This is a genomic window from Chryseobacterium gossypii, assembly GCF_041361455.1.
Lineage (GTDB): Bacteria > Bacteroidota > Bacteroidia > Flavobacteriales > Weeksellaceae > Chryseobacterium > Chryseobacterium gossypii.
The window spans coordinates 68,728-84,271 of record NZ_JBGCUR010000013.1 but is presented as its reverse complement, the minus strand read 5'-3'; the positions used below and the strand labels follow the sequence as shown (position 1 = coordinate 84,271).

Below are 15,544 nucleotides of genomic sequence, written 5' to 3'. Positions count from 1 at the left end.
AAGAATACACCGTTCAAATACTCAGGATGGGTTATGGTGAAAAACAGAGATTAATATAATTCAAAATATGAAAAAGAAACCGCTTTAAACTGCGGTTTTTTTATTTAACATAATGTTTTGATGATATTTTTGTTAAATTTGTCTATTAAAATCATTAACAATGAGAAAATTACTATTCCTTTTACTTTTATCCTTTTCACAACTATACTTTTCTCAATCGGATTGTCCTACTGCAATTGCCGTGTGTGGAAATTCAGATATTTCCTACACTCCTTCAGGTCCGGGAAATATTCTGGAAGATCTGGGGGGCTGCCTGACAGACGATGAAAACTTTTCTGTATGGTATAAGTTTACAGTCGCTACAGCGGGTACATTGACGTTTGTCATTACGCCCAACGGAGCGGCAGATTATGACTGGGGAGTATACGGCCCGAATGCGCAATGCTCCAACTTTGGAACTCCCGTAAGGTGTTCTTTTGCCGGGGGAACGGGTCCTACCGGTCTGGATATGACATCCACCGATACTACGGAAGGTGCCGGTGGCGACAGATTTGTAAAATATATGGATGTTTTACCTGGTGAAACCTATTATCTGGTTATTGATAATTATTCCAATAATACCGCGGGCTTCTCCATGACCTGGGGTGGTACTTCCACTCTGGCTTCACCTTTTAATGATCCGAACCTTACCCCTCACCCGTTTGTAACTCCGGGAACCCCTGGTGCCACACCGGATGCGCCAAATGAGATCCTTAAGTGCCAGCTGCCTACACAATTTGATTTCAGTACTTTAACTTCCGGTATTGTAAACGGTAATGCCAATTTTGAGGTAACCTATCATTATAATTCCAACGATGCTCTTACCGGAGCCAACCCGATTACAACACCAATAACGGTAGACGGAACAACAATATATTATTACAGTATCCATTACCAGGATCCTACGAATCCGGATAACCCCATCAACAGCTGCAGGCAGATCGATAAATTTAAATTCAAGCAAGGTAATATTACGGCCAATAACGCTACCATCTATGCCTGTAATAATAATGGCGCAGGTACGGCAACCTTTGATCTGACCGTGGCTGATGTCTTCGGGGATCCTAATGCCACTAAAAAATATTATCCTACACTTAATGACCTAAACGCGGGAACCAATGAGATTACCAATCCTTCAAGCTATGTATCTGCTGAAGGAACCGTGTATGTGCAAGTGACTTCTGTAGACGGATGTTCTGATGATGCCACCATCACCCTTTTATTCCTGCCGGTAGTAACAGTAAATGATGCCACTATTGAATCCTGCTATATAGAAACCAATATCTCAACAGCTGCTTTTGACCTGACTTCTGCCAATGTCACCACGCAGCCAGGCACCAAGAAGTTCTATACAACGTTCAATAATGCGATGGCCCAGACCAATGAGATTTTAAATCCAACTGCGTATATCTCAACCAGTACTACAGTATATGTAAGAGTAACCAATATGGACGGCTGTTTTGCCATTTCTAAAATAAACCTTGTAGTATTGCCTCCGGTATATTCCAATATCCTGAAAGATAAGACCATCTGTATGGAAGACAGAACTGATCTGGATGCCGGCCCTGGATTTGACGGATACGAATGGAGCACAGGAGCTACTACCCAATCAATACAGGGTGTGGGAGTTGGCTCTTACTGGGTTAAATTAAAAACAGGAGAATGCTATACCGTGCAGGAGGTGTATGTATACGCTTCTCAGCAGCCTGTTATCAGCAGCATAGACATTTCAAACAACACCATTACTGTAAATGTTTCAGGTGGTCAGGCTCCATATCAATATTCACTGGACGGAACCAACTGGCAAGATTCGAATGTATTCACCAATCTTCCGAGAGGAGAGGTTAAGGTATACGTAAAAGATTCGTTTGATTGTATCCCTGTTGATGTTCAGGTTACAGTTCCGAACCTCCTTAACGCCATTACGCCTAATGGGGATAACATCAATGACTATGTAGATTATTCGGCTCTGGCTTATAAGAAAAATCTGGTATTCACCGTTTATGACCGTTACGGAAACAAACTTTATCAGGCTGATAAGATCAGAAATTATAAATGGGATGGTACCTCCAACGGTAAAAAAATATTGACCGGCACTTACTGGTATACCATCTCCTGGACCGAGAATGATAAAAACAATACACAGACCCAATACAGCGGATGGATATTGGTAAAAAACAGAGAATAACATTAATTTTCAAATACTTGAAATTACCCCGGTACCGGGGTAATTTTTTTATTAACACTCCATATCTTTTATTAATAGCATTTTAGCTTAATTTGGGAACAATTTGTTAATTACTATTTTCAGATTATTTTTCAAATAAACTATCTTTGCAGTATGGCGCAGAAAGAAACTTTATCATCTCTTACCCACGGAAACTTTGCGAAAGAGTTGTCGATTGCTGATGGAAAAATGCCTCCTAACGCAGTGGATTTTGAAAGACTGGTCATCGGAACTTTCTTAATTGATAAGAAAGGGCTTGACCATTCCATCGACCTGCTCACGCCGGAAGTTTTTTATGACCCGAGACATCAGGTAATTTTTGCTACCATTTTAAAGCTATATGAAGGAAACCATCCTGTTGATCTGATGACGATCATCCAGGATCTTAAGAAAGAAGATAAACTGCATGCAGCAGGCGGCGATCATTATATCATTGATCTAACAATGGGAGTAACCTCGTCTGCCCATATTGAATACCATGTACGTGTTATCCTCGAAAAATATATTTTAAGGAGCTTAATTAATGTTTCGGCAAATGTAATTGATTCTGCTTACAAGGAATCAACAGACGTTTTCGAGCTTTTGGATAAAGCTGAACAGTCTTTTTTTGAGATCACAAACGGAACCATCAAAAAGGGTTTCGACACCGCTAACTCATTGGTGAAACAGGCGATAGACACGATTAAATCCCTGAAAGACAAACAAGGGCTCTCAGGAATCCCTTCAGGGTTCCGGGATGTGGATAAGGAAACCGGAGGCTGGCAAAACTCTGACCTCATCATTATTGCAGCCCGTCCCGCAATGGGTAAAACGGCTTTCCTACTTTCTATGGCAAGAAATATTGCTGTAGGCCACAAAATCCCTATGGCGCTTTTCTCCCTTGAGATGGCATCCGTACAGCTTATCACCAGGATGATCGCCTCTGAAACAGGGATTTCCTCTGAAAAGCTAAGAAAAGGTACGCTGGATGATGATGAATGGCAAAGGCTGTTCTCGAATGTCTCAGAGCTGGAAAATGCTCCTCTTTATATCGATGAAACCCCTTCCCTTTCTATATTCGATTTCCGCGCCAAATGCCGGAGACTGGTAATGCAGCATGGTGTGAAACTTATCATGGTGGACTACCTTCAGCTGATGACCGCGAGCGGTGGCGGAAAAGGAACCGGGAACCGTGAACAGGAGATCGCCATGATCTCACGTTCTCTCAAAGCCATTGCCAAGGAATTGAATGTTCCGGTTATAGCTCTTTCCCAGTTATCGAGAAGTGTGGAGGCACGTCCCGGAAAAAGGCCACAGCTTTCAGACCTAAGGGAATCCGGAGCCATCGAGCAGGATGCCGACATTGTATCTTTCATCTTCAGGCCTGAATATTATAAAATCGCTGTGTGGGATAATGACGAAGAAGGCCAGGAAACCTCAACGGAAAACCAGGCGGAACTTATCATTGCAAAACACAGGAACGGTGCCACCGCTGATGTAAGGCTCTCCTTTCTTAAAAACATCGCAAAATTCGGAGACATTGAAGCTGCTTTCGGTGGTGCAGGCGGATATCCGGTATCCAATAATTTCAATTCCAACGAGCCTAGTGGCTTTGACAGGATAAAAACAACCATTCAGCCGGGTGCAGCCTTTGATCTTCCGGATAATTCGCAGCTTTCAGGCTCCTCCATGAATGATCTGGATGACGATGATGATTTTCCGTTCTAAATAAACCTACCCACAGCAGGATTTGAAAATCGAAATATATACTGACGGAGCTTGTAGCGGAAATCCCGGAAAAGGAGGGTTCGGGATCCTCATGCGCGTACCTGAAAAAAATTATCAGAAAACATTCTCCAAGGGATTCAGGAAGACCACCAACAACAGAATGGAGCTTCTGGCTGTAATTACGGCTCTGGAAAAGCTAAAATCTACGGAAAACGATATCCATATTTATACAGACAGCAAATATGTTGCTGACGCCATCAATCAAAACTGGATCTCAGGCTGGATAAAAAGAGGCTGGAAAAATGTAAAAAATCCTGATCTGTGGCAGAAGTTTGTAGCATTATATAATAAGCATCATCCTAAGATGCACTGGATAAAAGGCCATGCCGGCCATTTCGAAAATGAATTATGTGATAAGCTTGCCGTGGCAGCATCGAACTCAAGCAATCTTGAAGTGGATGTTTATTTTGAAAATCTGGAGAACAATTCTCTTTTCTAATTTAAATTCAATCTAAATTCAGCCAATACTCTTCCACGTTTTTTATTTATAATTATCATTCATTATAAAGTACACATCATTTTTCGTTAATTTAACATTAATTATACATTTATAAACTAAGATTTAATATCTTTACATGTCTAATTAAAAGTGTCATAATTAAATGAATAAAAAATTACTGCTTTATTTTACTCTTATATTATTCTGCCTATCAGGAAAACTTTTATCACAAACATATCAGCTAACGGGAAATCCTGTCAATACCACAGGGTGGACCATGGTGGCTCCCACAGTAGTAAATACTGATTTTATCCAGCTTACCCCGGATCTCAACAACCAGTCCGGATCTATCAGGCTGAATGACCCTATCAACTTAAAATATTGTGATAAGTGGAGAGTAGAATTTGATTTCAGAATGGACTCGAACCAAACTGCTAACGGAGACGGTATTGCGTTTTGGTATCTTGCAAATCCGCCGGTTGCCAGTGTGCTGGGTTCCGGTCTCGGAGTATCTCAAAACGCGGTAGGCTTCATTGTAGGATTTGATACCTACAATAACACGACTACAGCTGTAATGAGCAAAGTACACGTTGCATACGGCCAGGTTGCCAATACTACTGATAATAACAACGTAGAGTTTTTCAACGTCCCGGGGAGCTCTTTCCACTCACCGGATATGAATACCACCCTTCCTTTTCAGGGTCCTAACTATAAGCACGTTGAAGTGACAGCCGAGGTAGATCCTGCTGCTCCCGCCAACTGGATCGTAAAAATAACAATAGACGGGAACCAGATCTGTAACCAATCTTTTGCGCCTTCAGGTACTGCAGCCGGAATGACGGTAGGCTACTTCGGATTTTCAGCTTCCACAGGAGGGAACAGATCCAGACATTCCATTAAAAATGTAAAAATCTATACGGATAAGGTTGCCATCCTGCAAGATAGTGTAACCGATACATTCTGCCCTAACCCATCAACCGGTATGGGAACTGCCAACCTGACCTCCTATCAAAATCAATTTGTATCTACCCCCGGCAACTATACCTTTACTTATTACGTGCTGGGCAGCTCAACTCCTATTGCAAATCCTTCAAACTTCCAGTTTAATGCCGATACAACGATTACCGTGGTAGTAAAAGACAATGCCGGAATTTTATGTGACAATCCGGATGGCCAGATACATTTAACACTTTCCCCCTTTAATGCCACACCGGCCACACTTACCGAGTGCAACAACAATAATGTGGGATCGGCGATTTTCAACCTGACCCTCGCCGATGTAAATGCCCCGGCAGGCTCCACTATGAAATACTACAAAACATTAGCCGATCTTAACGCAGAGACCAATGCAATCACAAACCCTGCAAGCTTTCTGTCTTCTGCCGGAACCGTTTATGTAAAAGTAACGACTCCATTAGGATGTACCGGATCTGCACCCATTACGCTGGCTTTTCATCCCGAAATTCCGGTAAACGATGCTATCCTGGAATCCTGCTTTATTGGTACAGCTCCTTCAACGGCTGCTTTTGACCTTACCTCAGCTAATGTAACTTCCGAAACAGGTATTACAAAAAAATATTATACCTCGATCGCCAATGCGTTGAACGGAACCAACGAAATTGCAAACCCAACCGCTTATATTTCTACCAGCACGGATGTATATGTTAAGATCACCAATACTCTCGGGTGCTACATGATCGCTAAAATCACCCTTAAGGTGCTTCCGCCGGTACAATCTTCAGTATTAAAAGATAAAACGATCTGTATAGATGAAAGAACAACACTGGACGCGGGCCCCGGCTTCGATGGTTATGAATGGAGTACCGGTGCCACCACACAGTCGATACAGGGAGTTCCCGTGGGACTTTACTGGGTAAAACTGAAAACGGGCAATTGTATCACGATGCAGATTGTAAAAGTGAACCCTGCCCCTCAGCCGGTAATTTCCAGTATAGATATCAGTAACAATACAATTACGGTGAATGTGAACGGAGGTACACCACCATACAAATATTCACTTGACGGAGTGAACTGGCAGGATTCAAACTTTTTCGGCGATCTGAAGAGAGGTGAAGTAGTGGTTTATGTAAAAGATTCATATAACTGCGAGCCTATCCACGTTCAGATCACGGTTCCTAACCTGCTTAATGCCATCACCCCTAACGGAGATAACAAAAATGACTTTATTGATTACTCCGCTTTGGCTTACAAGAAGAATCTGGTATTTACAGTATATGACAGATATGGGAATAAGCTGTATGAAGCCGATAAAATAAGAAATTATACTTGGGACGGTACCGCCTTCGGTAAAAAAATGGTAACCGGTACATATTGGTTTACCATTTCCTGGAATGAAAATGATAAAAATAATACTCAGACAAAATATTCAGGCTGGATATTGGTAAAAAACAGAGAATAATTTATTTAAAAAGGTCGTTGCTCTACCAGCAATGACCTTTTTTATCATCTTTATAGTAAATTATAATGATACTTAAAATCTTAGCGTATCATTGATAAATTGAATAATAAATTGAATTTTTATTAAATGATAACCAGATAAAATTTAATACTTTTACAACATTAACAAATAACCAACTCATTTCAATGAAAAAAAATCTACTTACTTACTTTTTTATCACATTATTCTGCTTATCCGGAAAACTGTTTTCACAAACATACCAGCTTGTGGGCAATCCTGTAAATACCACGGGATGGACAGTAGTTCCTACAGCAGCTGTAAACGGAGATTTTATAATGCTTACCGATGATCTGGGAAACCGATCCGGAGCTATAAAACTCGATGACCCTATTAACCTGAAATACTGCGACAAGTGGAAAGTTGAGTTCGATTTCAGAATTGACGGGAACGGACAGCCCGGGTTGGGGCGTGGAGATGGATTTGCCTTCTGGTATCTCGCCAATCCGCCGATCACCAGCCAGCAGGGATCAGGACTGGGCATTCCTCAGAATGCGGTCGGCCTGATGGTGGGTTTTGATATTTTCAATAATACCACCCAAGGCCAGATGAGCAAGGTACACTTAGCTTACGGATTAGTTCCCAATACTACGGATACGAACAATATAGAATTTTATAATGTTCCCGGAAGCTCTTTCCATTCGCCGGATCTAAACCCTACCCAGCCTTTTGTAGGACCTAACTATAAACATGCGGAGGTGACCGGTGAAGTAGACCTTACCAATCCGGCCAACTGGATCATTACTATAAAAATTGATGGCAACACCATTGTTTCACAATCCTTTGCCCCGGATGCAGGTGCAGCCACCATGACCCAGGGCTATTTCGGATTCTCGGCCTCTACCGGTGGAGCTTCAGCAAGAAACTCCGTTAAGAATGTAAAGGTTTATATTGACAAGGTCCCAATCCTGACCAATTCCGTTACTCCTTTCGTATGTCTGAACCCGGCAACCGGTAACGGCTCCATAGATTTAACAGCTTATGAATCACAGTTTGTCAACAATCCGGCTAACTATGTATTTACCTATTATGTCCTGGGTAATTCAACTCCTATAGCGAACCCTGCAAACTTTCAATATACAGGGAATACAACCATTACCGTAGTGGTGAAAGATCCGTCTTCCACATTATGTGACAATGGTGATGGGGTCATACAGCTTAATCCCACTCCATTCGCAGCGGATGATGCCTCCTTAACAGGATGTGATAATAACAATACAGGAGGGGCCATATTTGATCTTACATCTGCTGCGGTCACCGGTGTTCCGGGAGCTACCAAGCAATACTACAATACCATGTACGACCTGAACAACGGCATCAATGAGATTACAAACCCTACGGCCTATCTTTCTCCTGCCGCCACTATTTTCGTAAAAGTAACAACTCCGCAGGGCTGCGTGGACGTGGCAGAAATTACTTTAAACATCTTCCCTGTGGTTACGGTAACGGAAGCCACATTAAGATCCTGCTTCATTGAGTCTAATCCGTCGACAGCTTCGTTCAATCTTACGGCTGCAACAGTTACTACCCTGTTTGGCGTGACCAAAAAGTACTATCCGTCCTTAACTGATGCCGTAAACGGGACCAACGAGATTTCCAATCCGGCAGCCTATATCGCCCCGAACGGTGTAGTGTATGTAAAAGTGATCAACTCAAATGGCTGCTATGCCGTGGCTAAGGTCACCCTGATCGTAACCCCTCCAGTATATTCCACAGTTTTGAAAGATAAGATCATCTGTATGGAAGATACCACCACTCTGGATGCAGGTCCCGGATTTGCAAGCTATGAGTGGAGTACGGGAGCAACCACCCAGACTATTACCGATGTAGGGGTGGGTACTTACTGGGTGAAGCTGAAAACAGGAGAATGCACGGCTACACAGACCGTAAAGGTATACCCTTCTGAACAACCTGTCATCACTTATGTTGATATTTCAGGCAGTACCGTCACTGTGAATGTAACCGGTGGAACTCCTCCTTATCAATATTCAATGGATAATGTTAACTGGCAGGATTCCAATGTATTTAAAAATGTTTCGAGAGGAGTAGCCACGGTATATGTAAAAGATTCCTATGACTGTGACCCTATAAAGGTGGAAATCACCGTTCCAAACCTGATCAATGTGATCACTCCGAACGGAGACGGTATCAACGATGTGATCGATTACTCTGAGCTTGGTGAGAAGCAGAATCTCGTATTCAGTATTTTCGACAGATATGGTGCCCAGATCTACCAGGGAGACAAATCCAATAAATACAGATGGGACGGAACCGTGGGAGGAAGAAGAGTTCCTACAGGAAGCTATTGGTATTCCGTAACCTGGAATGAAAATGACAAGAAAAATACTTCCATTAAATTTTCAGGATGGATACTGGTGAAAAACAGAGATTAAGATTTCAATAAATATTATTAAAAAGAATCGCTTCGCTGAAGCGATTCTTTTTATTTGTTGAAACAATCGAGATATTTAGTTTAAAACATACTTTATTCATATTCAATTCTTAAATTTGTAATATGAATTATTTGGAAGCTTTAAGCAGAAGATATTCTGTAAAAAAATTTAATCAGCAAATCATTCCTCAGGAAACATTACACAATATTCTTGAGTCGGGAAAGCTGTCTGCAAGCTCTCTCGGCCTCCAGCCTTATAAAATTTTAGTGGTAGAAAGTGAGGAAATGAAGCAAAAATTAATTCCGGCTTTCTATAATCCATCCCAGATATCCACCTGTTCACATCTTATTGTTATCATTTCAAAAAAAATAATTGACGAAAGCTACATCCGGGGTTATTTTCATCATATCTCTGAAGTAAGAGATGTTCCTTTGGAGAAGCTGGATCTTTTTAAAAAGAGTATCAGCCAGCATATCAGCCAGAAAACCAGTGATGAGATATTCAATTGGGCGGAAAAGCAGTCCTATATAGTTCTGGCCAATATGATGTATGCTGCTGCCATTGAAAATATTGACACCTGCCCCATGGAAGGTTTCCGGCAGGATCTGATCGAAGAAATTCTGAATATTGATCCTGAAACAGAAAAAGTAACCGTGACCCTTGCTTTGGGCTACCGATCAGAAGAAGACCATTTTCAGCATATGAAAAAAGTAAGAAAACCAAACGAAAAATTGTTTAAATTTATTTAATATTTAGACGATTGTACTTAAAGAAAGCATAATGATAAAAGCGGATGTATTAGTAATTGGTTCCGGAATTTCGGGACTTTCTTATGCCATTAAAGTTTCCAAACTAAAACCTGATGCTAAAATAATCATCGTTACCAAATCTGACGAAGATGAGAGCAATACCAAATATGCACAAGGTGGCCTGGCAGTGGTTACAGACTTCAAGAAAGATAATTTTGAAAAGCATATTGAAGATACCATGCGTGCCGGGGATGGCGAAAACAAACGGGATGTAGTGGAAATGGTTGTAAGGGAAGCACCGGCCAGATTCAATGAAATTGTGGAATGGGGGGCTAATTTCGATATGAAAAACGGAAAATTTGCCCTGGGTAGAGAAGGAGGCCACACCGAAAACAGAATTGTACACCATAAGGACATTACCGGGTTTGAGATTGAACGGGCCCTATTGGAAACGGCTAACAATAGTCCTAATATTGAAATTTTAGATCATCATTATGTAATTGATATTATCACCCAGCACCATGTTCCCGGAAAAAAACTGGATGAAGGAGATATCCATTGTTATGGTGCTTATATTCTGGATGAAAAATCAAAAAAAATCAAAAAGATAACCTCTAAGATAACTCTTGTTGCCACCGGAGGAGCAGGCCATGTTTATAAGAATACAACCAACCCGACAATTGCGACAGGGGACGGGATCGCTTTTGTAGCCCGTGCAAAAGGTAAGGTTTCCAACATGCAATATTACCAGTTTCACCCTACGGCTTTGTACAGCAAAATTGATGGCATGCTGTTTCTGATCTCGGAAGCCGTACGTGGAGACGGCGCCATACTGAAAACAAAGAAGAATGAGAAATTCATGCATAAATATGATGCGCGTGAAGAACTCGCTTCCAGAGATATTGTGGCAAGAGCCATCGACAATGAGATGAAAATTTCCGGAGATGAATATGTGGGCCTGGATTGCCGGGAAATGAATAAAGAAAAGTTTCTGGAGCATTTCCCCAACATTTATAAAAAATGTAAAAAAGAAGGAATAGATCCTTTCACCCAGCTTATCCCCGTGGTCCCTGCATGCCATTACCTGATGGGAGGAATCGAAATTGATAAAGACGGGCAGTCTTCCATCAAAAATTTATTTGCTGTGGGAGAATGCACTAATTCCGGGCTTCATGGCGCCAACAGGCTGGCTTCAAACTCCCTGCTCGAAGGCCTGGTATTCGGCCATAATGCAGCCATGAAAACCGTAGAATTGTTAAATGAAAATAATTTCAACTTCGACGATTTAAAAGCGGTTCCGGAATGGAATGAAGAAGGAATGAAAATTATGGATGAAATGGTGATCATCACCTATCTCAGAAAACAGCTTCAGGAAATGATGAGTGACCTGGTAGGTATTGTACGCAGTAACAGACGTCTGAACATGGCTCTGCAAAAGCACCAGGAAATTGCAGCCGCAGTAGATGAGATCTACCACTATTCCATTCTTTCACCTCAATTATCAGAGCTCAGGAACCTGACCACCGTAGCTCACCTCATCATCACCCAATCCATGGAAATGAAGGAAAATAAAGGTGCATTTTATAATAAAGATTTAGCTTAAAGTATATTCATATGAAGAGACCAAACTACCTAACCGATAAAGCACTTAAAACATTCATCAAAAATGCCCTGGAAGAAGATATTCAGGATGGTGACCACTCTACCCTTTCTACTATTCCAAAAGATCTGGTGCAGAGTGCAAAGCTTTTGATAAAACAAGACTGTATCCTGGCCGGCGTAGAGCTTGCGGAAATGATCTTCAAGACTTTTGATAAAAATCTAAAGATGGATATTTTTATTAAGGATGGCGAAACAGCGAAAGTAGGTGATACAGCTTTTATTGTCACGGGAAGCGCCAGGTCTATCCTATCTACGGAAAGGCTTATTCTCAACTGCATGCAAAGAATGAGCGGCATCGCTACCCTCACCCAGGATTGGGATTCAAGGCTGGTTGGAACCAAAACAAAATTACTGGACACCAGAAAAACGACTCCGAACTTCAGGATATGTGAAAAATGGGCAGTAGCGATAGGAGGCGGAACCAATCACCGGTATGGTCTTTATGATATGATTATGCTGAAAGACAATCATATTGACTATAACGGAAGCATCACCAATGCCGTAAAAATGGCTAAAGACTATATCAAGAAAAATAAAAAGAAGCTGAAGATTGAAGTGGAAACCAGAAATCTGGATGAAGTTCAGGAAGCTATCAACGCTAAAGTGGACAGGATCATGCTGGACAATATGGATATTCCCACGATGAAGCAGGCCGTTGACATGATCAAAGGTACATGTGAGACTGAAGCTTCGGGGGGCATTACCCGCGATATGCTGAAGGAAATTGCATCCACCGGGGTAACCTATATCTCAGCCGGAGCCCTTACCCACTCTGCCGGAAACATCGATATGAGTCTCAAAGCGGTGAAATAGCATTGCATTTTTAGCAAAAATAACCCCACTTTGCTAAATAAAAAATAATATGATTTTTTTCATGATAAAATACAAATACAATGCAATGCATTGAAAATCATCAACTTAAACCTTATTAAGACTGATTAAAAATTAACGTTAAGTTAATAATAGTTAAAATATATTTACCGAATTTTGCATAAAATTTAAATCTAACTATTACTAACGATTATGAAATTAATCAACAAATCAATGCTAACTGTAGCAATTTCTCTTTCTACAGCTAGTGTTTATTATGCTCAACAGGTTCAGGATACTGTCAATACGAGATCCAAAGACATTGAACAAGTTGTATTAACAGGTGTTGCTGACATTGCTAAAGATAGAAAAACACCGGTTGCAGTTTCAACAATCAAAGAAGCACAAATTGTTGAAAGACTAGGGAATCAGGAATTCCCGGAGATTTTAAAAACGACACCATCAATTTATTCTGCTAAAGGTGGTGGTGGTTTTGGTGATGGGCGTCTAAATATTAGAGGTTTTGATACAAACAATACTGCCGTAATGATCAATGGCGTTCCCGTAAATGACATGGAAGGAGGAACTGTATATTGGTCTAACTGGGCAGGTCTTTCTGATGTAACCTCTGCAATGCAAATACAAAGAGGTTTAGGCTCTTCTAAACTAGCAATTGCTTCTGTAGGAGGTACAATTAATATTATTACGAGAGCTGCCGATAAAAAAAGAGAAGGAAATGTAATGGTTGGTGTAGGTAATGATGGTTATTTAAAAACCTTGTTTTCTTATAACACTGGAAAAAATGCCAAAGGCTGGTCCACTTCATTCCTAATGAGTAGAACTTCAGGCTCCACTTATATTGATGCCAGTAAATTCGAAGCTTATAACTATTATTTTGCATTAGGTTATCAACCAAATCAAAAACATGATTTCCAATTTACATTTACTGGTGCTCCACAATGGCATATGCAGAACTTCCAAAGCTCAATTGCAAATTTCATTAAATATGGAAACGGTGTAGACGAACCAAACAGAAGATATAATTCTAATTGGGGATATCTTAACGGAGATGTAATGTCTCAATCTATTAATTTCTACAGTAAACCCGTAGCATCTATCAACTGGGATTGGAAAATCTCTGAAAAATCAAAATTGTCAACTGTAGGATATGCCTCTTGGGGTAGAGGAGGAGGAACAGGTGTAATGGGTAGTATCAATGGTACAAATATTAACAGCCTTCCTAAGACTGCAGATGGTTTAATTAGATTCGATGATATTGTTGCATGGAATCAGGGAGCTGCTGTAGCAGGGTTTGGCAATGTGAATGCTACTCCTGGTATAGCAACAAGAACCAATGGACTAACAAGAAGAGCAAGTATAAACTCTCACGACTGGTATGGGATACTTACTAATTTCCAACACAAAATTAATGAAAACTGGAATTTTTCAGTCGGTTTTGATGGAAGATATTACTATGGATACCATCCTGGCGTTTTAACTGAACTCTGGGGTAATACTAAATATATTGAGAAAGATAATATGAATATTCCTGGTGGATATGATGTTACTTTAGTTCAGGATCCTAAACCTTCAGCAAATCCGTTTGCCAAAGCTGTAAAAGATAAAAATCAAATTGTTTATAGAAATTATAACGGTGAAGTCCTATGGGGAGGAATATTTGGACAAATTGAATACACCAATGATAAAATTTCTGCTTTCGTTCAAGGTTCTGCATCAGAACAAGGGTATAGTAGAATTGATAACTGGATTATTGATGGTGTGACGATTCAGCAAGGACAGGCAGTTACAAAAAAGACAGATATGAAATATTTGTTCGGATTTAACGCCAAAGCCGGTGTTAACTATAATATCGATGATAGAAGTAACGTTTTCGCCAACGTTGGTTATTATTCTAAGCAGCCAAACTTTAATGCAGTATTTAATTCTCCGCTTGCTTCTGCAAACCCTGCAGACCCTAATTTTAACTCACCAGATGGTAGAGCTACAGGAAACCAGCAAATTGTAAATCCATTATTAACAAATGAAAAAATTGCTTCTGCTGAACTAGGATATGGGTTCAGAAGTAAAATTTTCAACGGTAATGTCAATTTATATTACACATCTTGGAAAGACAGATATCAAAGATTTACTAACCTACCTAATATACCAAATCCAGCCGGAGGATCATATAATAGACCTTATGCAAATGTAACAGGCATTCAAGAAATCCATATGGGAATTGAATTTGAAGGAACTCTAAAAGTTACAGATTATTTGTCATTCAACGGTATGTTCTCTATAGGAGATTGGTATTATAAAGGTAATCCTACTGGTACTTTATTTGATGAAAATGGTACTCCAATTCTATTCAATGGAAAATCAGAGGTAACACTTGCTTTTGATAAAGTAAAGGTATCTGATGCCGCACAAACCACTGCTTCATTAGGATTTACTGTAAAACCATTAAAAGAGCTAAGCATATTTAGTAACTGGAATTATTATAATAATTATTTTGGTTTAGTAAATTTTAATGGTGATTATCTTGTTGGAACAGATGGTTCAATCTCAAGAAACGCACAAAAAGGAGCATTAAAATATCCTAGCTATAATTTATTTGATTTAGGCTTATCATATACATTCAATATAGGTAATGGTCAAAGACTGGTTCTTACAGGAAATGTTTATAACCTATTTGATACAACTTATATTTCTGACGGTAAATCTTCTAATCATGTTAAAGAATTAGCTGATTTTACAACCACTACTACAAATGGTGTAACCACAACAGCTCAACAAAAATACGATGCTTATATTAACAATCCTTTAAATTTTTATAAAGGTTTAGATACTAGTAACACTGTTTATTTCGGGTTTGGAAGAACTTGGGCAGCATCCATTGCATTTAAATTCTAATAATTAGATTTATCAATATCAAATCCCGGCTTATCGCCGGGATTTTTGCTATATTTGTGTACAAAAACT

9 protein-coding genes are annotated in these 15,544 nt (G+C 40.1%); all 9 read left to right on the top strand.

The window, feature by feature from the left end; all coding sequences use genetic code 11:
- Window positions 1-160 precede the first annotated feature (160 nt).
- The 9 genes from ABMQ40_RS09235 (at window position 161) to ABMQ40_RS09195 (ending at window position 15,475) form a co-directional block, all read left to right on the top strand.
- Window positions 161-2,227: an FIDD domain-containing protein gene (locus tag ABMQ40_RS09235; RefSeq protein WP_370898825.1), complete on the top strand. Its 2,067-nt coding sequence runs from the start codon at window positions 161-163 to the stop codon at window positions 2,225-2,227.
- 153 nt (window positions 2,228-2,380) lie between these two features.
- Window positions 2,381-3,973 carry a replicative DNA helicase gene (gene dnaB, locus ABMQ40_RS09230; protein ID WP_370898823.1) on the top strand — a complete coding sequence of 531 codons (1,593 nt, stop codon included), beginning with the start codon at window positions 2,381-2,383 and terminating at the stop codon, window positions 3,971-3,973.
- 22 nt (window positions 3,974-3,995) lie between these two features.
- On the top strand, window positions 3,996-4,472 hold the full coding sequence (gene rnhA, locus ABMQ40_RS09225; protein WP_370898821.1) for a ribonuclease HI: 477 nt from the start codon (window positions 3,996-3,998) through the stop codon (window positions 4,470-4,472).
- Between the two features lie 163 nt (window positions 4,473-4,635).
- Window positions 4,636-6,891 (top strand): FIDD domain-containing protein, encoded by a 2,256-nt coding sequence (locus tag ABMQ40_RS09220; protein WP_370898819.1) that lies wholly within the window; start codon window positions 4,636-4,638, stop codon window positions 6,889-6,891.
- 185 nt (window positions 6,892-7,076) lie between these two features.
- The gene (locus ABMQ40_RS09215; RefSeq protein WP_370898817.1) at window positions 7,077-9,341 is read left to right on the top strand and encodes an FIDD domain-containing protein; all 2,265 of its coding nucleotides are present in this window, start codon (window positions 7,077-7,079) and stop codon (window positions 9,339-9,341) included.
- A 122-nt stretch (window positions 9,342-9,463) separates the two neighbouring features.
- Window positions 9,464-10,090 (top strand): NAD(P)H-dependent oxidoreductase, encoded by a 627-nt coding sequence (locus ABMQ40_RS09210; RefSeq protein WP_370898815.1) that lies wholly within the window; start codon window positions 9,464-9,466, stop codon window positions 10,088-10,090.
- A gap of 31 nt (window positions 10,091-10,121) precedes the next feature.
- The gene (gene nadB, locus ABMQ40_RS09205; protein ID WP_370898813.1) at window positions 10,122-11,693 is read left to right on the top strand and encodes an L-aspartate oxidase; all 1,572 of its coding nucleotides are present in this window, start codon (window positions 10,122-10,124) and stop codon (window positions 11,691-11,693) included.
- An 11-nt stretch (window positions 11,694-11,704) separates the two neighbouring features.
- Window positions 11,705-12,565 carry a carboxylating nicotinate-nucleotide diphosphorylase gene (nadC, locus tag ABMQ40_RS09200; RefSeq protein WP_370898811.1) on the top strand — a complete coding sequence of 287 codons (861 nt, stop codon included), beginning with the start codon at window positions 11,705-11,707 and terminating at the stop codon, window positions 12,563-12,565.
- A gap of 210 nt (window positions 12,566-12,775) precedes the next feature.
- Entirely contained in the window at window positions 12,776-15,475 is a 2,700-nt protein-coding gene (locus tag ABMQ40_RS09195; protein ID WP_370898809.1) for a TonB-dependent receptor, read from the top strand.
- Window positions 15,476-15,544 lie beyond the last annotated feature (69 nt).